This window comes from Actinosynnema sp. NPDC050436 (genome assembly GCF_040655415.1).
GTDB lineage: Bacteria > Actinomycetota > Actinomycetes > Mycobacteriales > Pseudonocardiaceae > Actinosynnema.
This window is the reverse complement of sequence record NZ_JBFAJV010000007.1, coordinates 13,527-36,705: the sequence shown is the minus strand read 5'-3', so window position 1 is coordinate 36,705 and position 23,179 is coordinate 13,527. Positions and strand designations below refer to the sequence as shown.

Here is a 23,179-nt window from a genome sequence, read left to right as displayed (position 1 = left end):
GCATTGTGTGAAAACGGGTCGCCGCTTTCCGGGCGCAGCGGGTCAATCCTGTGAAAAACTGCGTTCACCAGCGCCAGCGGGTGCCGACGACCCCGGGCCGCTCGTCGAACGCAACCAGGCACGTGGTGCCGGACGGGCCGACCTGGGCCTGTTCCGCGTCGTGCTCGGGAGAGGCGAAATCGGCTTTCCGGAACGTGCCGCACCACATCGGCGGGTCGCCCTCGAAACGCACGATCTGGCTGTACTCGGCGACCGGGCCGGCCAGCCGCCGGTAGTACACCTCCACGGCCGGTCCGGCGGGCGCGCACATCTCGTACTCGACCACCGCGTGCCGCCCGGCGGTCAGCGGCCGGTCCAGCAGCAGTTCCGCCACCACCAGCCCGCTGCCCGGGTCGCCGACCACCCGCCCGACCCGGCAGAAGTGCGCGGCGAGCAGCGCGGGCGCGCTCCCCGGCCCGTCGGCCTGGTAGCGCACCAGGTACCGGCCGACCCGCCCGCGCACCCCGCGCAGCACCAGCCGCGACCGCACGCCGCGCTCGCTGCGGTCCCCGGCGACGGTGAACACGTCGTGCGCCGACACCACCTCGCACCGGCCCTCGGCCGGGTCGTCCAGCAGCCGCGCCAGTTCCGCGACCTGGGGCGCCTCCGGCCGGACGAGCCACCGCCCGCGCGGCCTCGGCGGCCCGAGCAGGGTGATCAGCGACGCCGGCGGCAGGCCCAGCACCCGCTCCAGGGTCTGGACGGCCCGCAGCGACCCGGCACCCTCCGGCCGCCGCAGACCGCGCCGCCAGTAGCTGAGCGTGGCGTTGCTGACGTCCACGCCCCGCTCCGCCAACCGGTGCCGCACCCGGTCGAGCGTGAGCCCGCAGGCCGCGATCCCGCCGTCCAGCGCCTCGGCGAACGCACCGCCCCGCCCACGCCGCCCGGACCCGTCGTCCACCACCGCCACCCGCCTTCCGGTCCGTGCTGCGCCACGGTCCACGACCCGGGTCGTCCGGTCCGCCCATGGTGCCCCAGGCGCACGTCCCGGACCACCGCCGAGTCGCGGGTGAGCGGTGTCGTCGGGTCAGGTGAGCGGTGTCGTCGGGTCAGGTGAGGCGGGCGAGCGCGCCGGACTCCAGGGCGACCCACACGGCCCCGTCCGGGCCGACCGCGACGCCGTGCGGTTCCGCGCCGGGCAGGTCGTGGGTCTCCACGGTGCCGTCCGGGGCGATCCGCCCCACCCGGCCGGTCGCCCACTCGGTGAACCAGCACGAGCCGTCCGGCGCGGCGGCGATCGCGTGCGGCTTGGCCTCCCGGTCCGGCAGCGGGAACTCGGCGACCCGGCCGTCCGGCGTGATCCGCCCGACCTGCCCCGCGCCGATCTCCACGAACCACACCGCGTCCGGGGTCGCGGTGATGCCCACGGGGTTCGCGCCGGCGGTCGGCAGCGGGTGGGTGGTCACGTCGCCGGACGTGGTGACCCGCCCGATCGCGTCCGCCTGGTTGAGGGCGAACCACAGCGCGCCGTCCGGCCCGGCGGTGATCATGGCCGGGAAGCCGCCGCCGGGCACGTCGAACTGCACGACGTCACCGGAGGTGGAGATCCGCCCGACCCGCCCGGTGTTCATGGCGGTGAACCACAGCGCCCCGTCCGGCCCGGCGGTCAGCCCGAACGGCCCCGCGCCCGGCACCGGGAAGGAGGACAGCCCACCGTCCGGACCGACTCGCCCGATCCGGTGCCCGGCGGTCTCCGTGAACCACAGCGCCCCGTCCGGCCCGATGGCCGGCACCGAAGGACGCCCAGCCGGGTCGGGCAGGGCGACAGCGGAGTAGCCGGTGCCCGACCACCGCCCGATCCGCCCGTGGTGCACCTCGGTGACCCACACCGCCCCGTCCCCACCGACCACGACCCCGTACGGCCCGGCACCCGGCTCTCCCACCGGGAACTCCTCGACGACCACGCGCGCCCCCTCCTCCGATGATCTTCACCCGAGTGTAGGCAGCCGTGGCACGCCCGGCCGGTCAGGAGACGGACAGCACCTCGACCACGAAGACGAGCGTCTCCCCCGCCGGGATCTGCCCCGCTCCCTCCGGATAGCCCTTGTCGGGCGGCACGACGATCAGCCGCCGCCCGCCCTGCCTGGCCCCGAGCAGCCCCTCCTCGAAACCCGGGATCATCTTCCCCCCTCCGACCTCCAGGTCGAGGGGCGTTCCGCCGTTGAAGGTGCTGTCCACCTCCCTGCGGTCGGACCAGGTCACGAGTGCGAAGTGGAACGAGACCGCCGCGCCGGCCACGACCTCCTGCCCCCTCCCGGCGACCAGGTCCGACTTCAGCAGCGCACCCGGCGGCGTGCAGCCGTCCGGGATCGTGACCCTCGGATTGGTGCCCGGGGTGACCCCGATGTCCCCGACGGCGCAGGACCGTGGCGAGGTGCCTGTGCCGGCCGGCGAAGCCGTCGTGACGGACGTCGTAGTGGACGTGGTGGTGGCCGTCGTGACGGACGTGGTGGTGGTCGACGTCGAACCTCGCGCGTCGGCGTCGACGGCCCGGTGCGACAGGGTGACCAGCGTGATCACCAACGCGGCCACGAGCGCGCCGCCGCCCAGGCCCCACCACAGGGCGTTGCGCAACGGGCGTGCTCCGGGCGGAGCGTCCCGAACGGGATGCTCCGCCACCACGTCCTCAGCCACGGCCTGCGGGACGGTGTCGGGGTCCGGTGCCGTCGTCGGACCGGCGGTCGGCGTCGCGGGGTCGGTGAGCCTGCGCAGTGCCCGGATGAAGCGGTCGCCGGGCATGGAGCCGTCGCGGACGTCCTCGAACTGGAGGTTGCCCAGGCGGAAGAACACCGTGCCCGCCAGCAGGACCGGGAGCACGGGCTTGCCCAGGTCGCGCGCCCTGGTGATCTCCAGGTCGACCCAGTCGGACGCCTCCGCTTCGGGCGTCATCACGACGACCAGCGCCGCGCACCGGTCGATGTTCGCGCGGATCACGCGTTCCCAGCGGTCGCCGATGACGAGTTCGTCGTCCATCCAGGTCGCCAGGCCGTGCTCCTCGCGCAGGAACCGGGCCAGTTCCTGCGCGTAGCCCTGCTGCCGGCGGCTGTAGCTGATGAAGACGTGCGTCACCGTGTCGGATCCGATCCTCGATTGCCTCCGCATCTTCGACGACGCACGACGCACGCATCGACTTCGCCGCCGCAGTTCTACCGCACCTCGTACGGCACCCGGATCGGCACGGCTCCCCAAAGCGACACCGCCCGGCGCGGCACCCCGGCCCGGGTGCCGCGCCGGGCGCGGTGGTCAGGTGGTCAGCCAGTCCGCGAGGCGGACCTCGCCCACCAGGGCGTCCGGGCCGGGCAGCAGGGTCTTCGCGTCCAGGCGCGTGCCGAAGTAGCGGGCCGCCGGGTCGGTCACGACCGTGCGCGGGTCGTTCCGCGCCGTCAGCACCGTCCGGATCCACTCGTCCATGCCGAACACCTCCGGGCCGCCGATCTCCAGCACGCCGTCGCGCGGCGTGCCGACCGACGTCCGGGCCACGGTCGCGGCCACGTCGGTCGCGGCCACCGGCTGGACGCCGCCGTCGGGGAGGGTGACCACGCCGTCGGCGGTCGCCGAGTCGGCGATGCCGCCGGCGAACTCGTAGAACTGGGTGGCGTGCACCAGCGAGTGGGACAGGCCGGACTCGCGGATCAACTGCTCCTGGACCACCTTCGCCCGCAGGTAGCCCGACTCGGGCGCGCGCTCGGCCCCCACCACGGACAGCGCGACGTAGTGCCCGACGCCCTCGGCCCTCGCCGCCTCCACCAGGGTGGTGGTGGCGGTGCGGAAGAACGCCAGCACGTCGTCGTCCGCGAACGACGGCGAGTTCGACACGTCGACCAGCACGTCCGCGCCCGCCAGCACCTCCCGCACCCCGGTGCCGGTGATCGTGTCCACCCCGGTCGACGGTGCCGCCGCCACCGCCTCGTGCCCGTCTTCACCGAGCCGGGTGACGACGTTCGACCCGATGAGGCCGGTCCCGCCGATCACGACGACCTTCATGGTGACTCCTCTCCGCCGACGCCCGGACGGTCCGGGCGTCCCTTCCCCAGCGAGGACAACGCGGGCCCCGGATCTGTGACAGCCGCGCCCGGCGGACCCGGGCACCGCCACTAGGATCGGCCGGGACGGTGTCGGCGGTGCGCAGTGCTGGAGGACGTCCGGACCATGGCGGAGACCGTCGGCGGCGACCTCGACCGGGCCACCTCCGAGTTCGCCGAGGCGCGGCCCCGGCTGTTCGGCATCGCCTACCGGGTGCTGGGCAGCGCGGTCGACGCCGAGGACCTGGTGCAGGACGTGTGGCTGCGCTGGCAGGCCGCCGACCGGTCGGCGGTGCGGCACCCGGCCGCCTACCTGGCCACCGCCACCACCCGGCTGGCCATCAACGCCGGCCGGACCGCGCGGGCCCGGCACGAGGTGTACGTGGGCCCGTGGCTGCCCGAGCCCGTCGACACGTCGGCGGACCCGCAGCTCGGCGCCGAGCGGGAAGCGGCGCTGGAGGTGGCGGTGCTGTTCCTCCTGGAGAAGCTGACGCCGACGCAGCGGGCGGCGTACGTGCTGCGGGAGGCGTTCGACTACCCGTACGACCAGATCGCCGACATCATCGGGGCCTCGGAGCCCACGGCCCGGCAGCTGGTCAGCCGCGCCCGCCGGCGGCTCGCCGACGAGCGGCGCACCCCGGTGGCCGCGCCCGAGCAGCGCCGGCTGCTGACCGCGTTCGTCGCCGCCGCGCGGGAGGGCGACCTGGCGGCGCTGGAGGAGCTGTTCGCCGCCGACGTGGTCAGCTGGTCCGACGGCGGCGGCGTGGTGCGGGCCTCGCGCATCCCGGTCGCGGGCTCGGTCACCGTGGCGAGGTACGTCCGCGCGTTCGCCGGGCACTTCTGGACGGGCGTCGAGGTGTCGTGGGCGACGGTCAACGGCGGTCCGGCGGCGGTGCTGCGCCGGGACGGCGCGGTGTTCGCGGTGCTCGCGGTCGCCGCGTCGGCGGACGGCATCGACACCGTCTTCTGGATGATGAACCCGGACAAGCTCGCTGCGGTGGGCCGGTCCTGACCGGTCCGGCCCACCGCGATGGCCACTCCACCGCGACGGCTACCCCACGGGGGCGTCGGCCGCGCCCGGGAGGGCGGGCTCGTCGGGCTCGGGCACGTCGAGCGCGGCGGCGGTCAGGCTGCGCGTGTAAGGGTGCGAGGGCGCGGACAGCACGGTATCGACCGGGCCCGCCTCCACGACCCGTCCCCCGTTCAGCACGACGACGCGGTCCGCGATGCTGCGCACCACCGCGAGGTCGTGGGTCACGAAGATCATCGACGGCCCGTCGGCGAGCAGCGAGCGCAGCAGTTCCACCACCGAAGCCTGCACCGACACGTCCAGCGCGGAGGTCACCTCGTCGCAGATGAGCAGCGTCGGCTCGCACACCAGGGCACGCGCGATGGCGACCCGTTGGCGCTGTCCGCCGGACAGCTCGGCCGGGAAGCGGTCGGCCAGCGCCGCCGGGAGCTCGACCCGTTCGAGCGCGTCCCGCACCCGTTGCCGCCCTTCGCGTGCGCCCACCCCGAAGTAGTGCCGCAGCGGCACCGACAGGCTGCCCCCGATGGTGCGGTGGGGGTTGAGCGAGCCGTAGGGGTTCTGGAAGACGTACTGCACCTCGCGGCGGGTCTCCTTGGTGCGCGCGCCCGCCGTGGGCGGGACCGGCCGGCCCCGGAACACCACCTGCCCGTCCTGCTCCTCGTGCAGTCCGACGAGGCAGCGGGACAACGTGGTCTTGCCGCTGCCCGACTCGCCGACGAGCGCCAGGCACTCGCCACGGGTCACGCCGAAGGACACGTCGAACAGGACCTGCCGGCCGCCGTGGCCGGCGTCCAGCCCGGAGACCGCGAACACCTCGGGTCCCCCCTCGGCGACCGCGTGCCCCCCGTCCGGGGACTGCGGGGCGCGCGGTGAGCGGGCCACCTCGTCGGCGCGCAGGCACCGCGCCACGGTCCCGGTCGGTCCGGGCAGGAGGTCGGGCCGGGTGGTCCGGCACCCGGCCACGACGTGGGCGCACCTGGGCGCGAACACGCAGCCCGACCGGCCCGCGCCGACACCGGGCGCGCGCCCCGGGATGGGCACGAGCCGGTGCCTGCGGGTCGCGGACGGCACCGCCGAGAGCAGGGCCCGGGTGTAGGGGTGGGCCGCGCGGACGAGCACGTCGCGGTCGGTGCCGCGCTCCACCACCTCGCCGCCGTACACCACGGTGACGTGGTCGGCGACATCGGCCACGACGGCGAGGTCGTGCGAGACGTAGACGGCCGCCATGTCGCGCTCCCGGCACAGGTCGCGCACCAGGTCCAGCACGCGCTTCCGGGTGGAGACGTCGAGGCCGGTCGTCGGCTCGTCGAGCACGAGCAGCCGGGGCCCGGGGGCCAGCGCCATGGCGATGGCGACCCGCTGCTGCTGCCCGCCGGAGAGCTGTCGGGGCCGGCGCGCGAGGAACGCGTCGTCGTCCGGCAACCCCACCGTGCCCAGCAGCCGCCGGACGCGCGCGAGCGCCTCGCGGCGGGGCGACCGGACCCCCTCGGTGAGCTGGGTCGCCAGGCTCAGGCTCGGGTTGAGCGCGGTGGCCGGGTCCTGCGGGACGTAGGCGACCCTGCTCCCCCGCGCGCGGCGCAGTTCCTCCGCCGGCAGCGAGAGCAGGTCCACGCCGTCGACGACGACCCGCCCGCCGGTGATCGTCGCGCCCTTGCGGGCGAAGCCGAGCAGGGCCAGCGCGAGCGTGCTCTTGCCGGAGCCCGACTCGCCCACCACGCCCATCACCTCGCCCCGGCCCAGCTCGAAACCGATGTCGCGGACGATGCGGTCCCCCGTGCCGGCCACCTCGACGGTGACGCCGGAGACCTCGACCTCTGCGGTCACCTCAGACCCTCCCTTCCGTGCGGCCGACCGACCGGGCGACGGACTCGGCGACCAGGTTGCCCCCGAGCGCCACCATCAGGATCAGCGCGACCGGCGCCAGGACGGGGAGCGGGGCGATGGCCAGGCCGTCCTGGTTCTCGCCGACCATCAGGCCCCAGTCCGCCCCGGGCGGCGCGATGCCGAACCCGAGGTAGCTCAGCGAGGCGATCGCCGACACCGCCCAGACCAGCCGCATCCCGGCCTCCACCATGAGCGGCGAGATCACGCCGGGCAGCACCTCGCGCAGCAGGACGCGGCCGGCGGGCAGCCCGTTCGCCCGCGCCCACAGCACGTGCTCGCTGCCGATCACCGGCAGCGCCGCGCCGCGCACCACCCGCGAGACGCCGGGCGTGAACGCCACGCCGACGAGCACCGAGGTGAGCAGCGTGCCGCGCCCGAGCACCGAGACGAACAGCAGCACGAACACGATCTCGGGGAAGCTGAGCAGCACGTCCATGGCGCGCATCAGCACCGCGTCGACCACCCCGCCCCGGTAGGCGGCGGTGAGGCCGACGACGCAGCCGAGGAGGACGCCGAGCGCCGCGGCGAGCACCGCCATCCAGGTGAGGTGGACGCCGCCGTGCAGCAGGCGGCTGAGCACGTCGCGGCCGAGGATGTCGGTGCCCAGCGGGAACTCCCCGCCCGGACCCGCCAGCGGCCGGCCGACGATGGCGTCGGGTGCGTGCGGCGCGACGAACGGGCCGACCACGACCAGCAGCCCGACCGCCGCGAGCAGCGCGAGGCCGAACCGTGCCTGACCGGTGCGCACGGCCCGGCCGAGCACGGGGAGCCCGCCGCGCGCGGCCTCCCGAGGACCTCCTCCGACCGGATCGGCGACCACCGGGTCGACGGCCACCGGCACCCCGGTCACCGGTTCCTCCCCACGACCGCCAGGACGTCCGCGAGCAGGTTGAACGCGTAGTACGCGGTCGCCAGCACCAGGATGCCCGCCTGCATCACCGGCAGGTCGTGGGAGTTCACGGCGCTGACCACCGCCGTGCCCAGCCCGGGGTACGAGTAGACGTACTCGACCACGACGACGCCGGTGATGGTCACCGCCGCCACCAGGCCCGCTGCGGGCAGGCCCGCCGCGAGCGCGTTCGGCAGCGCGTGGCGGAACAGCACCCGCCGGCCGCTCAGGCCCTTCAGCACCGCCATCTGCACGTACTCGCTGTTCATCGCGTCGATGAAGGAGGCGCGCACCAGGCGGCCGAGGTACATCACGCCCATCAGCGTGAGGGTGGTGATCGGCAGCACCAGCTCCGCCGGGTACCACCAGGGCAGGTCGCCGGGCGGGATGGTCGACACGCCCGGCAGCACGTCGAGCACCGAGGTGGCGAACAGCGCGATCAGCAGCATCCCCACGACGAACGCGGGCAGCGCGGTGAACAGCGAGGACACCGCCACGAAAGCCTTGTCCAGCGCGCTGTCGCGGCGGTGGGCGGTGGCCACGCCGACCACCACGGCGATCGGGATGATCAGGACCATCGAGCCGAAGCCGAGCGCGAACGAGTTGAAGATCCGGGGGCCGACGACGTCGGCCACGGGCTCGCCGTTCTCCAGCGAGGTCCCCATCTGCCCGGTGAGCATCCCGGACAGCCAGTTCCAGTACTGGGCGACCAGCGGCTGGTCGAGCCCGAGGCGCTGCCGCAGGTCGGCCACCTGGTCGGCGGTGGCGTCCTTGCCGAGCACGATCCGGGCCACGTCGCCCGGCAGCGCCTGGGTGACCAGGAACAGCAGCAGCGAGACCAGCAGCAGCACGAGCACGCCGATCAGGAGCCGGCGCAGCAGCCGGCGGGCCGGCGCGGGTGGCGAACCGCGCCGGGGAGCGCGGGTCCGCGTGGTCGGTGTGGGCATGGCACCCTTCGTCGGTCGGGCGGTGGGGGTGCCGTCGCGGCACCCCTCGCGGGGGGTGGGCTCAACCACCGACGGTCACGCCGGTGAGGAAGGACAGGGGGCGCCCGCCGACGTCGGGGACGAGCCCCCGCACGCGGTCGCGGTGGGGCATCAGGACGTTGACGAACGCGGGCGTGATCATCGCGCCCTGCTCGTTCTCGATGCGGTGCATCCGGTTGGTGATGGCGCACTGCTCCTGGCCGGTGGCCAGGAAGAGCTGGTCGGCCAGCGCGACGAAGTCGGGGTTGTCCCAGTGCGTGGCGTTGCCGACCCGTCCGGGCAGCAGGCTGCCGATCACGGTCGGCAGGTAGGGCGTCGGGTTGAAGTCGATGAACGCCGGCCACTGGCCCCACTTGGCCAGGAACTCGGGCACCGTCACGACGTCCAGGTCGACCCGGACACCGGCTTTCGCGGCGTTCTCGGCGAACACCTGGGCCATCTCCTGCATCCCGGGCAGCAACCCGTCGGTGGCGATGGAGAACGACAGGCCGGACTGCCCGGCCTCGGCGAGCAGCCGCCTGGCCCGTTCGACGTCCGGCGCGCGCTGCGGGATGTCGGGTGCGGCGCACTGCGGCGTGCCGGCCTCGTGGTCGTTCGCCACCCGCGCGTACCCGCCGAAGGCGTTGGACACCACCTGCTCCCGGTCGACGAGCAGGCGCAGGGCCTGCCGCACGCGCACGTCGCCGAACGGCGCGACGGTCGTGTTCAGGCCGATTCGCAGGGTGTAGTCGCCCTTGCTGTCGAGCAGTTCGATGCCGTCCTCGTCCGCCAACGACTTGGCGATGGTCGGTGTGGCGCCGGAGGCGATGTCGACCTGGTCGGACAGCAGGGCGTTCGCCTGCGCCTGCTGGTTCTGGTACTCGGTGATGTGCACCGCCGCCACCTTCGGCTTGTCGCCCCAGTACCCGTCGTTGCGGGTCAGCCTGGTCTCGCGGCCGGGGGTGAAGGCGGTGACGGCGAAGGGCCCGGTGCCGACCGGCGCGTCGGGCACCGAACCGGCCTTGGTCATGGGCAGCAGCACGTTCGCCCAGATCTCCTTGAACGGCCCGAAGGGCTTGCTCAGGCCGACCCGGACGGTCTCCCGGTCGACCGCCCGGACGGCGGCGGGGTCTATCCGCTCGATGAACGCCAGGCCCTGCGCGGCGTGCGCCGGGTCGCGCAGGTGCCCGATGCTCGCCACCACGTCGGCGGAGGTGAAGTCGGAGCCGTCGCTGAACCGGACGCCGGGGCGGAGCCTGATCGTCCACTCCGTCAGGTCGGCGTTGGGCGTCATCTCCGTGGCCAGTCCCCAGTCGAGCCGGCCCTCGGGGCTCAGCCGGGTCAGGCCCTCGTAGAGCAGCGCGCTGCGCATCTGCTGGGTGGGGCTCTGGTTGCTCGCGTACGGGTTCAGGCTCTCGCCGACGTCGGTCGCGGCGGCGATGCGCAGCGTGCCGCCGTCCCCGCCGGTCGACCGCTGCGGCGGGGAGCACCCGGCGAGCGCCGCCGCGACGAGCACGGCCGCGACAGCGGTGGCGGGCAGTGCCCTCGGGGTTCGAACCCGGTGGGTGCGGGTGCGGTGGGTTCCGGTCCGCCGGCGTCCGGCGGTGGGGTGCGGGGGTCTGGGCGTCACAGGGCGACTCCGCTTCCGAGTGCTCGTGGATGAGTGTTCTAATCGCTTAGACCAGCGTCCGCCGACTCCCCCTGGGCGAACTGCGCAACACAGTACGTCCGCCGTCGATGTCAGGGAAGGGGAGCTGAGTGACTTTTCTAATCGATTAGAGCCTTGCTAGCGTCGAAAGCGCACCGCACAACGCACCCCGGAGGTCGCCCGACATGACCAGCCCGTACGAGCGCCTGTTCGTCAGGAAGATGCCGAACTGCCTCGCCGACCTCGTCAACGAGGGCTCCGACAACGGCGTCCCGGACCCGGACAACGTGGGCGAGGCGCTCGCCCTCATGCGGTCCCAGGAGGTGCCGGAGAGCAAGGTCCACCTGACCTACACGTGGATCAACCCGTGCGACGAGCCGGTGCTGTGGGTGAAGGAGCACGTGCACGACTACGACGAGGTGCTGATCTGGCACGGCAACGACCCGGAGAACCCGGACGACCTCGGCGCGGAGATCTACTTCGACATCGAGGGCATCCGGCACACGGTCACCACCAGCGGCTCGGTGTACCTGCCGGCCGGGACCCGCCACTGCCCCCTGGGCTTCACCCGCGTGGACCGGCCGTTCCGCTTCAGCGCCCTGTCGCTGAGCCCCAACTACGGGTCCGACGAGCACGCGCCCAAGCCGTAGGCGGACCGCGACCGCCCCGTCGTGCGCTCACGGCGGGGCGGCGGCACCCGGCCGTCAGACGTCGGCGGCGGGGTCGCAGCCGCAGGTCACGCCGACGCTGAGGGTGCCGTCCAGGACCACCGGGGCACCCGGGCCCGCACCCTGCTCGACCTGGTCGAGGGCGTCGAAGGCGCACGCCGCGAACTCCTCGAACGGCAGGCACACCGTGGTGAGCGGGAAGCTGCCGAGCCGGGCCTCGCGCACGCCGTCGAAACCCACCACGGCCAGGTCCTCGGGCACCCGCAGCCCCAGGCTGGTCGCCGTGCGGATGGTCACCAGCGCCTGCTCGTCGGTCGTGGCGTAGATCGCCCGGGGCCGGCGGTCGCCCTCGATGACCCGGCGCACCACCCGCCCCGCCTCCACCCGGTCGAACGGCGCGCGCACCAGGCGGCCCCCGGTGGGCAGGCCGGCGTCCGCCATCGCCCGCCGCCAGCCGCCCTCCCGGCCGCGCGCCGGACCGGCCTCGATCTCGCCGGCGAGGCAGGCGATGTCCTCGTAGCCGTGCCCGAGCAGGTGCTCCACGACGAGTCGCGCACCCTCGGAGTCGTTGAACGTGACGCTGGGCGAGGTGCCGTCCGGGGCGGCCCACTGGAGGTACACGCGCGGGGTCTCGTCGTCGTGGCGCGGCCGGTCCCCGGTGGTCACGAAGATCCCGCGCGGGCGCAGCTCGGAGAACGCCTCGCCGTACTCGTCGCCGAGCGACGACCCGTAGCCGGTGTTGCCCAGCAGGGTCAGCAGGCCCCGGCGGCGGCCCTCGGCCTCCACGCAGCGGGACAGCTCGCCGTAGAAGGCGTTCGCGGTGTCGGGCACGAGCAGGCCGATGAGGTTGGACCGGCCGCCGCTCAGCGCCCCGGCCAGCGGGTTGCGCCGGTAGCCCAGCATCCGGATGGCTTCCTCGACCTTGACCCGGGTCTTGTCCGAGACCGGCCGGGGACCGCCGTTGAGCACGTAGCTGACCACCGCCGTCGACGTCCCGGCGAGGCGTCCGACGTCGAGCAGGGTGGGCCTGCGCGACGCCTTCCTGGCTCCCACGCTCGCGCTCCCCGTCATACCGGTGACGACCTCGACCTATCGCCCCGCTCACGGCGTGACCACCCTACTTTAGAGCACGCGGCATCCGGCGCGGACGACCGATCGCTCCACTGTGGACCCGGCGGGCCGCCACCGGCTCAGCGCCGCGCACCTCCGACAACGCGTCGAACCACCGGTCGGACGGCTCGACCGGCCCGGGAGTGGCGGGGACGCGGCGGTGGCGGACGGCTCGGACGCCTGCCGCGCGGGCCGCCGCCAGGTCGTCGTCCCCGCCGCCCACGAACAGGCACGACTCCACCGGGACCGCGCGCTCGTTGACCGCCAGGGCGACCAGGTCGGGCGCGGGCGGCAGCACGGCGGGGTCCGGCCCGGCCCGGCCGACCACGTGGCGCACGTGCTCGGCCGGCCCGTGCAGCACCAGGAACGAGCGCACCGCCGCGACGTCCAGCGCGGTGACCACCGTGACCCGGGTACCGGCGGCGGCGTGCACACCCGGCGCCGGGCGCGTGCCGGCCACGATCTCGTACTCGATCCGGCAGAGCTGCGCGTACACCGCCCGCGCGGTCGCCGGACCGATCTCCGCCGCGTGGGCGACGACCTCGAACGGGTCGTCGCCCACGCGCGGCAGCTCGGCAATCGGACCGTCGAAGGCCACCAGCAGGTGGTCCCGCTCCGACACCATCTTCCGGAGGCCCGCGCATCCCCCCTCCCGACCCCGGAGCCAGGATGCCGTCGAACGCCCGGCCTGTCAGCCGGATGCCCCGACCGACCCGTCCAGTCCACTGTGGAGGGTCGACGGGCACCCGCGCCGGGAGGCGGGACCGGTCATTGCGTCAACTGACAACGGGTTCACGGGCGCTGCCGGGCCATTGACGCCGGTTAGCGTGTTCGGATCAACCCACGGAGGTGGCATGTATCACAACCGGGCTCGTCGCAGGCACAGGCGTTCTGTGCTGGTGGTGGCCGCGCTGGTCTCGGTCGCCGCGCTCACCGCCGGCAACTCCGGCGCGCTCGCCGCCCCTCCGGACGCGCCGGAGCACCCCTGGCAGTACGACCACTGGCCGCAGCAGCAGCCGTGGCAGCAGGGCCGGGACACCGCGCGGGTGGCGGCGCAGGCCGGGTTCCCCGGTCCGGTCGACCCGCAGGACTGGGTGAACCCGGACCACATGACGTGGGAGCGGGACTACAAGAAGATCCCGGGCACCAACTGGGCCGACCCGGCAGTCAAGGGCTCGGTCCGCACCTTCAAGGGCGCGTTGGTGCTCTTGGACTACCCGAACCAGCCGTTCGTCGTCACCCAGCCCCAGTCCTCCACGGTGTTCGGCAACCCCAGCGCCGAAGCCCACGACATCCCGCGCGACCAGGTCGCGCAGTTCTACCGCGACTTCCTCAACAAGCCCAACGGGCTCAACCGGGGCCACACCGTCCACGAGTACTGGATGGAGGACTCCGGCGGGCGCTACGGCGTCGACCTCGCCTCCTTCGGCCCGTACACCATGCCGGGCAAGGACCACGAGTACGCGATGGAGTTCCAGTCCGCCGCCGACTGCCCGGCCGGCGACCGGTGCGACCGCGACATCCGCACCGACGGCCGGGCCGCCTGGGTGGCCGACGTCGGGGCCCAGGTGCCCGCCGGGTTCGACTTCGTCTACTTCCTGTCGGCGGGCCAGGACGAGTCCGGGACCTGGCAGGAGTTCGGGATGATGAAGTTCCCGACCAAGCAGGACGTGCCGGACGCGTTCGGCCCGCCCGACCCCGCCCTGCCGAACTGGTCGAGCACCCGGTACGTCGACTGGACGTCGTGGGCCGCCGGGTCGGCCATCTGGCCCAACGCGGGCGGCGGCTCGTCCACCCAGGCGGAGAGCTCCGGCCAGGGCGTGTACGCGCACGAGCTGAGCCACCTGCTGGGCATCGGCGACAACTACAACAACCCCTACGGCAACCCGCCGCGCCGGGCCTACACCGGCATCTGGGACATGCTCTCGCGCGGCTCGTTCAACGGACCGGGCGGACCGCACTCGCGCTGGGTCATCCCGGCCACGGCGGGCGCGTCGCTGGGCGCGCAGCACGTGCTGCGCAACAAGATCAAGCTCGGGATCGTCGACGAGCGCAACGTGCTGCGGCTGTCCCGCGAGGCGCTGGGCGACTCCGGCCTGGTGGTCGCCAAGGTCACCGCGCGGACCGTCCAGGCCGGCCCGAAGGGGCTCTCCGGGGTCAACGTCGCGCTCGGCACCGGCGACCTCGCCCCCGCCTGCGACATCCGGACCGACCCGCTGTGCGACGGCGGGGGCTACCAGAACTACACGGTCGAGGTCGTGGACCGGATGGGCGCGGACTCGTTCACGCCGGACGCGGGCGTGCTGCTGGCCAAGACCAAGAACGAGGACCGCGCGCCGTTCGCGTGGGTGGTCGACGCCAACCCGCAGGACATCGGCATGACCGACTACGTGCTGCCGGACGGGCGCAGGGTGCCGATCACGGTCGGCGACTACCGGCAGCTCTCGGACGCGCTGTTCCACGTGGGCACCGGATCCGGCAGCGAGTACGAGTACGTCGACCAGGCCAACCGCCTGCACTTCTACGTGCTCGACGTGAAGCGCGACGGCCAGGGCGTCCTGTCCTACACCGTCGCCATCAGGTCGCTGGACGGCGCGGGCCCGCAGCGGCGCGGCGTGCGGGTCCTGCCGACCGCCGGCCGGACCGGTCGGGACGGCGTGGCGACGTGCGAGTTCCCGCTGTTCAACACCGGGCGCAACGCGGCACCCGCCGGGCAGCACCCGGAGGACGTCGCCCAGTACCTCGGCAGCGACGTCTACCGCGTCTCGGCCACCGCCGAGGGCCGGGGCTGGACCGTCTCGGTGCCCAACGCGCTGGCCACGGCCGAGTTCGGCCGGCAGGTCCGGGTCCCGGTGCACGCCAAGCGGGACGGCGGCCCGCTGCTGACCAAGGTGACGCTGAAGGCCACCTCGGAGAGCGACCCGTCCAAGTCCGCGACCGCCACCTGCGTGGTGCTCGGCCGGTGAGTTCCGGTCGGCGTTCCCGGCGCACGCGCACGGGAACGCCGACCGGACCGGCGCGCTACCGCTCGTGGGCGCGCAGGGCGGTGGCGACGACCTTCCCGCTGTCCACCAGCAGCGCTTCGGCGGCGCTGCGGCCGGTGGCGGCCAGGTACGCGTCGACGAGCCGGTTGCCGACGGCGTAGCCCGCCCCGGTGGGCAGGCCGACCGGGGTGGCCCCGTACCGGGTGGCCGTCGCGTCGCCGTGCACCCAGGCGGTGAAGTTCTCCATCCCGGTCACCCCGAGCCCGGAGACGACCTTGGCGAACACGGCGTCGTCGCGCAGGTGCGGCACGCCGATCCGGGTGTGGCCGAGTTCGTCGCCGTGGAGCTGCCGGGCGAACGCGTCCGCCAGACCTTCGGACACCACCTGCTCCCCCACCGTGACGGTGGCCGGGTCCCACACGACGGCACCGCTGCCGTAGCGGAGGTTGTGGTTCAGCTCGTGGACCGCCGTCGCTTCCAGCCGCGCGAGGTTCTCCGGGTACGGCCAGAGGTTCAGGAACAGGTGGCCGGGCACGCTGCCGTTCGCCGTCATGCCCAGGGCGGTGCCGGTGAAGTGCTCGTCGCCGGGGTCGCCGAGCACGACCAGCACCGTGATGTCCGGGACCGCGAGCCCGGGTGTCGCGGCGAGCTGGACGGCCAGGGCGTCCTCCAGCGCGCGGGCGATCCGCCCCCACGCGTCGGCCTCGTGCAGCAGGTCCAGCGCCTCCAGGCACCGCTGCTCGTCGCGGTCGAGCGGGAAGCCCGACGCCATCGCGTGCATCGCCACCAGGTCGACGTCGCCGGGGAAGTACCGGTACATGCCCGCAGCGGGTTCCAGCACGGCCCGCAGCAGGTGGGGCCGGTCCGCAGGAGCGGCCCGCAGGACCTCCCGCATCGCGGGGCCGGTGTCGAGGACCGTGATCGTCATGCCGGGGACGCTAGAACTTCCAGTGGCTGGAGGTTCAAGCCGTTATGACGGCAGCCACCGCTCACGGCCGGAGAGGGTGCGGCCGGGCGTCACCGGAACGCCTCGCAGCGGTTGGTCCGGTCGGGTGGCCGCTGGGTCCGCTGCCCGCGCCGGCTGCCATCGGGCGGCCCAGCGGCGGCCGGTGCTTCCGCGTGATTGCCCGGTGGACGGCCGTGGCCAAGACTGGCCTCCATGGCGTGCCCGAGTTCCGCCCTCGCCCGAGTCGGCGCGGCGGTCGCGGCGGTTTCCCTGCTGACACCGGCCCCCGCAGCGGCGGCGGCGACCGGCCAGCGGGCCGCGATCCCCGCCTACTGGAGCCCGGCCGACCCCGACGGCCTGACCACCTTCCGCCGGCTGGCGCAGAACCGGCCCACCACCGGGATGGTGGTGCTCAACGGCAGCCTGAGCAGACCGGAGGTGCCGTTCTCGCCGGCGTGGGCCGAGGCGATCGAGGCGGTGCACGACTCGGGCGCGCGGGTGCTGGTCTACGTCGACACCGGCTACTTCGGCCTGGACCTGGGCCAAGGCGCGCACCCGACCCGGGGCGGCGGCACGTCGACCGAGGCGTGGGCCGCGCAGATCCGGCGGGACGTCGACGAGTGGTACGAGCTGTACGGGGAGTACGGCGTGGACGGCGTCTTCCTCGACCAGGCCCCGCACGTCTGCGGCCCGGACGGCGAGTACGCCGCCCGCTACGCCGAGGTCCGCGACCACGTGCGCGCCGCCCACCCGCACGCCCACATCGCCATCAACCCCGGCACGGGCACCGAGCAGTGCTACGACGCGGTCGCCGACACGATCCTGTCGTTCGAGGGCGACCAGCGCTCCTACCTGGCGCACGTGCCGCCCGCCTGGGAGTCGGCCAACCGCGACCGGGAGAAGTTCTGGCACCTGGTCTACGACGTGCCGACCGCGCAGGACATGGCCGAGGTCGTGGCCCGCACCAAGGCCAACGGCGCGGGCTACGCCTACGTCACCGACCGGCCCTTCAGCCCGTCGACGTGGGACTGGCTGACCTCGTACTGGGACGCCGAGCTGGCCGCGATCGGGGGCGTGGTGGACACGACCCCGCCGGGCGCCCCGCGCGGGGTGACGGCGGTGGCCGCCGCCGGCCGGGTCGTCCTGCGCTGGCGGTCGGCGCTGGACAACGTGGCGGTGTCGGGCTACGAGGTGCTCCGGGACGGCGAGCCGGTGGGCACCACCTACGACACCGCTTTCACCGCCGCGAACCTCTCGCCCGGCACCGGGTACGCGTTCACCGTGCGGGCGCGCGACGTGGCGGGGAACGCCTCCGCGCCCAGCGCCCCGGTCACCGTCACCACGCCGCCGGCCGCCGTGCTGGGGCCCTCCGCGTGCCTCGGCCCGACCACCGCGCACTACCGCGCGACGTTCACCCGCGACTTCCCGCACCGCCGGGTGTTCATCGACGCCGACGACGACCCGTCGACCGGGTGGGCGCTGCCGCCGGGGCTGCCGTCCGGCGCGGACCACCTGGTCGAGAACGACGTGCTGTTCCGCTACACCGGGCCGGGCTGGGCGTGGGAGCCGGTCACCGGCGTGGAGCAGGAGGTGGACGGGGCCGAGGTGACCTGGCGGGTGCCCGTGGCGGCGTTCGGCGGGTCGGCGGCGAGCACCCAGGTCGTGGTGTTCAACGGCAACGACGGCCAGGACGAGTACAGCGCCGTCGTCACCACGACGTCGACCGGCGAGCAGTGCCCCGGCGGGTGAGCCGGGTCAGAGCGCGGGCACGACCATGGGCGTGCCGGTCACCGGGTCCGGCACCACGACGCAGGGCAGGTCGAAGACCTCCTGCATCAGCGCGGCGTCCACGACGTCGGACGGTGCGCCCTCGGCGACCACCCGGCCGCCCTTCATCGCCACCAGGTGGTCCGCGTAGCGCGACGCCTGGTTGATGTCGTGCAGCACCGCGACCACCGTGCGCCCCTCGTCGCGCAGCCGGGCCAGCAGCGACAGCAACTGGTACTGGTGGGTGATGTCGAGGAACGACGTGGGCTCGTCCAGCAGCAGGTGCGAGGTGTCCTGGGCGAGCACCATCGCCACCCACACCCGCTGGCGCTGACCGCCGGACAGCTCCTGGACCGGCCGGTCGGCCAGGTCGGCGACGCCCGCGACGCCCATCGCGCCGGCCACGGCCGCCTCGTCGGCGGGCATCCAGGAGCTGAGCAGCGACTGGTGCGGGAAGCGACCGCGCGCGACGAGCTGCCGCACCCGGATGTCCTCGGGCGCGACGGGTTCCTGCGGCAGGAAGGCGAGCCGGCGGGCCAGCGCCTTGCCCGGGTAGCCGCCGATGTCCCGGCCGTCGAACTCGACCCGGCCCTCGGTGGGCCGCAGCAGCCGGACGAACGCGCGCAGCAGCGTGGACTTGCCGCAGGCGTTCGGGCCGACGACGGCGGTGAAGGCGCCGTCGGGGACGTCGATGCCCAGCCGGGTGGACACCACCCGGTCGCCGTAGCGCAGAGTCACGTCCCGGGCGGACAGGAGCGCTGTCACCTGCGTCGAACCTCCTTGGCGAGCAACCACATCAGGTAGCAGCCGCCGATCGCCGTGCTGATGACGCCGACCGGCAGCGAAACGGGCTGGAGCAGCATCTGGGCGACCAGGTCGGCGCCGAGCAGCAGGGCCGCCCCGGTGAGCGCGGCCGGCAGCACCGGGATGCCGGGGGCACCGGCCAGCCGGCGGCCGATCTGCGGCGCGGCGAGCGCGATGAACGCGATCGGGCCGGCCACGGCGGTCACCGTCGCCGTGCAGCACACGCCGATGAGCACCAGCCGCAGCCGCAGCGGTTCCAGCCGGACGCCGGTGGTCACCGCGACGTCCGACCCGAGCGCGGACTGCTGGGCCGCGCGCGACTGGACGGCCAGCAGGACCAGCAGCACGGCGATGATCGCGAACGGGACGGTGACGTCGGCCCAGTCCACGCCGTTGAGCGAGCCCGCGTTCCACCCGACGGCCGCGATCGCGACCTCCAGCTCGGAGCGCAGCACGATCCAGGAGTTCAGGGCGGTGAGCGTGGCGTTGACGGCGATGCCGATGACCACCAGCCGCAGCCCGGACGTGCCGCCGCCGGCCGACAGCAGGTAGACCGCGGCGGCGGTGAGCAGGCCGCCGACCACCGAGCTGAGCGCGAGCTGCGCGGGCGAGCCGGACAGCACGGTGATGGCGATGAGCGCGCCGGTGTAGGCACCTGCGTCGAGCCCGATCACGTCGGGGCTGCCCATCGGGTTGCGGGTGATGTTCTGGAACACCGCGCCGGCCGCGCCGAGCGCCGCGCCGAACGCCACGGCCGCCAGCACGCGGGGCAGCCGCCACTCGCGGATCACCACGTTCGAGCCGCCGCGCGCGCCGGTCAGCGCGTCGAACACCTTGGCCGGGCTCGCCCACGTCGGGCCGTAGCAGAGGCCGACCAGCGCCAGGCCGAGCACGACCAGGGTCAGCGCGGACGCCATGACCAGGGTCCGGCGCTCGACCAGCGCCGAGATCGGGCCGATGCGCACCACGAGCGCGGACGGCGCGACGGCCCGCACGGGCGTCTCCACGTCAGGCGTCTTCGGGTCGGGGGTCGGCACAGCGGGGGTCGGCACAGCGGAACTCCCGGTTCCGGGGGTCTTCGCGGCGGGGATGCTCACAGGGCAGCCGCCCCGTACCGGCGCACGGCCCACACCAGCACCGGGCCGCCGAGGAACGCGGTCACGATCGCCACCGGCACCTCCCCGGTGGGCAGCAGCACCCGCGACGCCGTGTCGGCCACCAGCAGCAGCACCGGCCCGAGGACCACGGCCAGCGCCATCGCCCACGGCACGGACGCCCCGGCCAGCCGCCGCGCCACGTGCGGCACCATCAGGCCGACGAACAGGATCGGGCCGGCGATCGCCGTCGCGGTGCCCGCCAGCACGGTGATCAGCAGCAGCGAGGCGGCCCGCACGCGGGTCACGCTCGCGCCCAGCCCGTGCGCCGCGCTCTCGCCGAGCGCGATCACGTCGAGCTGCCTGCCCAGCAGCAGCGCGCACACCACGCCCACCGCGATCACGGCCAGCGGCAGCGCGCTGGGCGCCTGCTCCCGCCCGGCCAGCGAGCCGACCGACCAGAAGCGGTACTTGTCGAACACCTCCGGGATCATCAGCCGCAGCCCCAGCGACACGCCGGCGAGCACCGAGCTGAGCGCCACGCCGGTCAGCACCAGGCGCAGCGGGGAACCCCGGCCGACCGAGTACACCAGCAGGGTCGCCGCGACCGCGCCGAGCACGGCCACCACCAGCTCGCCCACCGCCGACGCGGTCAAGCCGAGCGCCGACCCGACGGCGATGGCGAAGCCCGAGCCCGCCGTCACGCCGAGCACGCCCGGCTCGGCCAGCGGGTTGCGGGTCAGCACCTGCACCAGCACGCCCGCCGCCGCGAGCGCAGCGCCCGCGCCGAGGGCCAGGACGGCACGCGGCACCCGGATGTCGCGGACCACGACGTGGTCGCTCGACCCGTCGAACGCGACCAGCGCCCGCACGACGTCGACGGGTGGGATCGCGTGCGCGCCGACGCCGACGCTGACCACCGCCACGACGGCCAGCACGGCCAGGGCGGTGATCAGCACGGCGGTCAGCGCGCCCGGTCCTCGGCGCGCGTCCTTCACTTCGCCAGCAGCGGCGCGAACGCCTCGTCCGCGGCGTCCAGCGTCTTCATCGCCGACCGGTAGGTGGCGGCCTCGGTGTAGCGCAGCGGGAACACCTTGCCGGCCTTCACCGCCGGCAGCTCCTTCCACAGCGGCGAGTCCAGCACGTACTGCACCGGCGGCGGGACCGAGCCGTCGGCCTTGACCGAGTAGGTGATCGCGGTGGCCTCGGCGAACGCGGTCGGCAGCTCCTCGATCGACGGGTACTCGCTGACCGCCGCCGAGCCGGCGCCCTTCACCTTGACCTCGCCGTAGTACTCCGCGCCCAGGTCCTCGGCGATGTTCGTGCCCCACGAGCCGTTGAACTCCCGCTGGAAGTTGCCCTTGGCGACCTCGCCGTACGCGCCCACGTGGCCCAGCTTCAGGCCCGGCAGCACGGCGGCGTACTTCTCGGTGAGCTTGGCGGACTTGGCCTGGTACTCGTCGCGGACGGCGTCGAACTCCTTGAGCGAGCCCGCCGCGTCGGCCTGCTTGCGCGACAGCTCGCGCCACATCGACGGCACCGACGGGCCGATCGCCACGACCGGCGCGATGTCCTGCAGCCGCTTGAGGTCGATGTCGGCGAGCACCGGCTTGGGCACGCCGATGATGATCAGGTCGGGGTCGGCCTGCGCGATCGCCTCGTAGTTCGTCTCGGCGGCGGTCTCGCCGGCGATCTTCGGCGTCTCCTCGTAGCGCTTGCGGTCCTCGTCGCTCATCAGCGGGACGCCGCGCTGCCAGGACGAGATCCCGACCAGCGGGGCGTCGGCCTCCAGCATCGCGGGCACGGCGTAGCCGGTGGCCACCACGCGCTTGGGCGACACGGGGATGGTGACGTCGCCGTTGTCGGCGGCGAACACCCTGGTCTGCGCCTCGGCCGGCGGCGCGCTGTCGGCGCCGTCGGAGGAGCCGCAGCCGGTGGCCACGGCGAGGGAGAGCGCGAGCGCGCCGACGAGTCGGGGGGATCTGGCGAGGGACATGCGTGCTTCCTTGCTGTTCGCGTGCTCTTCGGGGGGTCTAGTGGTCGTCGTGACCGTGCTCGTGACCGTCGTGGTCGTGGCTGTGGTCGTGACCGTGGTCGCCGTGCTCGTGGTCGCCGTGGTCGTGGTCGTCGTCGAAGTCCTCGACCCCGCGCTTCCAGTAGCCGGTGATGTCGTGGTCGTGCTTGGCCAGCCCCAGGTCGTCGCGGACCCAGCGGCGCAGCGGCTTGATCGAGCCCGCCTCGCCCGCGACCCAGACGTAGACCCGCTCCCCCGGCGGGACGACGACCTCGCGGACCGCGTCGGCCAGCAGGGCGCTCGCGCCCGGCGGCACGTCGCCCCGGTGCAGCCAGCGCACCTCGACGCCGGCGGGCGCGGACAGCGCGATCTGCTCGTCGGGGCCGGCGACCTCGATGAACGCCCACCCGGCGGCGTCGCGGGGCAGCTCCTCCAGCCACCGGGCGATCGCGGGCAGCGCGGTGATGTCGCCCGCGAGCAGGTAGCGGTCGTAGCCGTGCGGCACGATCAGGCCGCCGGGAGGGCCTGCGACGTGCACGGTGTCGCCGGGTCGGGCGGCGCGCGCCCAGTCCGAGCCGAGGCCGCCGGCGTGCAGGGCGACGTCGATGTCCAGCTCGCCGGTCGCCGGGTCGTAGCGCCGCACGGTGTACTCGCGCGAGGTCGGCAGCGGCTTGGGCCAGCGCAGCACGTACCCGTTGCGCTCGGGCAGCCGCAGCACGCCGTCCTCGCCCGGGAACATCAGCTTGACGTGCTCGTCGGGCGAGTGCGCCTCGAAGCCCTCGGTGCCCGGCCGGCCCAGCGTGACGCGCAGCAGCCCGGAACCGACCGCCTCCGAGCGCAGCACGGTGGCCTCGCGCACGTGGATCGGGTAGCCGACCTTCTCGGCGACCCGGCCCGCGCGCACCTCGGCGATGCGCTCCAGGTGCCGGTCGCGGTGGTCGGTGCGCGGGGCGGTCGCGCCGCGCTCCCCGGCGGTGGACGGGCTCGCGTTGCTCAACTCGGTGCTCCTGCGGGGATCGGGGCCGGCAGCGGGGTGGCTTCGCCGCGACTCCGCCCGTCGTACGCCCGGTCGCGCCCCTCGCGTGCGAGCTCGGCACCGCTGTTCCGCACTGGCCGGAGGAACGTGAACATCCTTCCGCAATACTTAGCTGAAGCTAACCTAACCGCCCGGCAGAGGTCCAGAGATCTTCCGCCCAATTTGGTGACATAAACCACCTGGGAACCATTAAGGGCGGTTCACCGCCCAGTCGTCGAGGTGAAATCGATCGCGCACCATCCGTAACCGGATTCCGGGCCAGGTGGCGACGGTCGAAAA

The 23,179-nt window shown here is 74.1% G+C and carries 20 protein-coding genes; 4 read left to right on the top strand and 16 right to left on the bottom strand.

Features of this window, described 5'->3' with window-relative positions; translation table 11 throughout:
• Positions 1-64 precede the first annotated feature (64 nt).
• From AB0I60_RS18760 to AB0I60_RS18745, 4 genes are all read right to left on the bottom strand, one after another.
• Positions 65-940 (bottom strand): XRE family transcriptional regulator, encoded by an 876-nt coding sequence (locus AB0I60_RS18760; RefSeq protein ID WP_360731425.1) that lies wholly within the window; start codon positions 938-940, stop codon positions 65-67.
• 148 nt (positions 941-1,088) lie between these two features.
• Positions 1,089-1,943 (bottom strand): virginiamycin B lyase, encoded by an 855-nt coding sequence (locus AB0I60_RS18755; protein WP_360731423.1) that lies wholly within the window; start codon positions 1,941-1,943, stop codon positions 1,089-1,091.
• Between the two features lie 61 nt (positions 1,944-2,004).
• Positions 2,005-3,108, bottom strand: coding sequence for a TIR domain-containing protein (locus AB0I60_RS18750; RefSeq protein WP_360731421.1), 1,104 nt, complete (start codon positions 3,106-3,108; stop codon positions 2,005-2,007).
• A gap of 174 nt (positions 3,109-3,282) precedes the next feature.
• Positions 3,283-4,023: an SDR family oxidoreductase gene (locus AB0I60_RS18745; RefSeq protein WP_360731419.1), complete on the bottom strand. Its 741-nt coding sequence runs from the start codon at positions 4,021-4,023 to the stop codon at positions 3,283-3,285.
• 165 nt (positions 4,024-4,188) lie between these two features.
• On the opposite strand from AB0I60_RS18745, the gene AB0I60_RS18740 reads away from it, so the two are divergent.
• A complete protein-coding gene (locus AB0I60_RS18740) occupies positions 4,189-5,073 on the top strand; it encodes an RNA polymerase sigma-70 factor (protein ID WP_360731417.1) in 885 nt (294 codons plus the stop codon).
• A gap of 39 nt (positions 5,074-5,112) precedes the next feature.
• Here AB0I60_RS18740 and AB0I60_RS18735 read toward each other — a convergent pair whose 3' ends face one another.
• The 4 genes from AB0I60_RS18735 to AB0I60_RS18720 form a co-directional block, all read right to left on the bottom strand.
• Positions 5,113-6,915 (bottom strand): ABC transporter ATP-binding protein, encoded by a 1,803-nt coding sequence (locus tag AB0I60_RS18735; protein WP_360731415.1) that lies wholly within the window; start codon positions 6,913-6,915, stop codon positions 5,113-5,115.
• Position 6,916: 1 nt separating this feature from the next.
• A complete protein-coding gene (locus AB0I60_RS18730; RefSeq protein WP_360731413.1) occupies positions 6,917-7,825 on the bottom strand; it encodes an ABC transporter permease in 909 nt (302 codons plus the stop codon).
• Positions 7,822-8,811, bottom strand: a complete 990-nt coding sequence (locus AB0I60_RS18725; RefSeq protein WP_360731411.1) for an ABC transporter permease — start codon at positions 8,809-8,811, stop codon at positions 7,822-7,824. The genes AB0I60_RS18730 and AB0I60_RS18725 overlap by 4 nt, the downstream gene beginning before the upstream one ends.
• Before the next feature lie 61 nt (positions 8,812-8,872).
• A complete protein-coding gene (locus AB0I60_RS18720) occupies positions 8,873-10,459 on the bottom strand; it encodes an ABC transporter substrate-binding protein (RefSeq protein WP_360731409.1) in 1,587 nt (528 codons plus the stop codon).
• A 203-nt stretch (positions 10,460-10,662) separates the two neighbouring features.
• Between AB0I60_RS18720 and AB0I60_RS18715 the strand changes: the two genes are divergently transcribed.
• A complete protein-coding gene (locus AB0I60_RS18715) occupies positions 10,663-11,127 on the top strand; it encodes a hypothetical protein (protein ID WP_360731407.1) in 465 nt (154 codons plus the stop codon).
• A gap of 54 nt (positions 11,128-11,181) precedes the next feature.
• Here AB0I60_RS18715 and AB0I60_RS18710 read toward each other — a convergent pair whose 3' ends face one another.
• Together AB0I60_RS18710 and AB0I60_RS18705 are read right to left on the bottom strand one after the other, a co-directional pair.
• Positions 11,182-12,198, bottom strand: a complete 1,017-nt coding sequence (locus AB0I60_RS18710; RefSeq protein ID WP_360731405.1) for a LacI family DNA-binding transcriptional regulator — start codon at positions 12,196-12,198, stop codon at positions 11,182-11,184.
• Between the two features lie 64 nt (positions 12,199-12,262).
• Positions 12,263-12,880 (bottom strand): hypothetical protein, encoded by a 618-nt coding sequence (locus tag AB0I60_RS18705; protein ID WP_360731403.1) that lies wholly within the window; start codon positions 12,878-12,880, stop codon positions 12,263-12,265.
• 229 nt (positions 12,881-13,109) lie between these two features.
• Between AB0I60_RS18705 and AB0I60_RS18700 the strand changes: the two genes are divergently transcribed.
• On the top strand, positions 13,110-15,221 hold the full coding sequence (locus AB0I60_RS18700; protein ID WP_360731401.1) for a M6 family metalloprotease domain-containing protein: 2,112 nt from the start codon (positions 13,110-13,112) through the stop codon (positions 15,219-15,221).
• 55 nt (positions 15,222-15,276) lie between these two features.
• Here the strand turns inward: AB0I60_RS18700 and AB0I60_RS18695 are convergent, their stop codons facing one another.
• On the bottom strand, positions 15,277-16,167 hold the full coding sequence (locus AB0I60_RS18695) for a DUF2268 domain-containing putative Zn-dependent protease (RefSeq protein WP_360731399.1): 891 nt from the start codon (positions 16,165-16,167) through the stop codon (positions 15,277-15,279).
• A gap of 231 nt (positions 16,168-16,398) precedes the next feature.
• On the opposite strand from AB0I60_RS18695, the gene AB0I60_RS18690 reads away from it, so the two are divergent.
• Positions 16,399-17,934 carry a spherulation-specific family 4 protein gene (locus tag AB0I60_RS18690; protein WP_360731397.1) on the top strand — a complete coding sequence of 512 codons (1,536 nt, stop codon included), beginning with the start codon at positions 16,399-16,401 and terminating at the stop codon, positions 17,932-17,934.
• 6 nt (positions 17,935-17,940) lie between these two features.
• Here AB0I60_RS18690 and AB0I60_RS18685 read toward each other — a convergent pair whose 3' ends face one another.
• The 5 genes from AB0I60_RS18685 to AB0I60_RS18665 form a co-directional block, all read right to left on the bottom strand.
• Positions 17,941-18,717, bottom strand: a complete 777-nt coding sequence (locus AB0I60_RS18685; RefSeq protein WP_360731395.1) for an ABC transporter ATP-binding protein — start codon at positions 18,715-18,717, stop codon at positions 17,941-17,943.
• Entirely contained in the window at positions 18,714-19,673 is a 960-nt protein-coding gene (locus AB0I60_RS18680) for an iron chelate uptake ABC transporter family permease subunit (protein ID WP_360731863.1), read from the bottom strand. The genes AB0I60_RS18685 and AB0I60_RS18680 overlap by 4 nt, the downstream gene beginning before the upstream one ends.
• 176 nt (positions 19,674-19,849) lie before the next feature.
• Positions 19,850-20,848, bottom strand: a complete 999-nt coding sequence (locus tag AB0I60_RS18675; protein WP_360731394.1) for an iron chelate uptake ABC transporter family permease subunit — start codon at positions 20,846-20,848, stop codon at positions 19,850-19,852.
• Complete coding sequence (locus tag AB0I60_RS18670) at positions 20,845-21,846, bottom strand: ABC transporter substrate-binding protein (RefSeq protein ID WP_360731392.1); 1,002 nt, start codon at positions 21,844-21,846, stop codon at positions 20,845-20,847. The genes AB0I60_RS18675 and AB0I60_RS18670 overlap by 4 nt, the downstream gene beginning before the upstream one ends.
• Positions 21,847-21,883: 37 nt before the next feature.
• Complete coding sequence (locus AB0I60_RS18665) at positions 21,884-22,861, bottom strand: siderophore-interacting protein (RefSeq protein ID WP_360731391.1); 978 nt, start codon at positions 22,859-22,861, stop codon at positions 21,884-21,886.
• Positions 22,862-23,179: the final 318 nt, after the last annotated feature.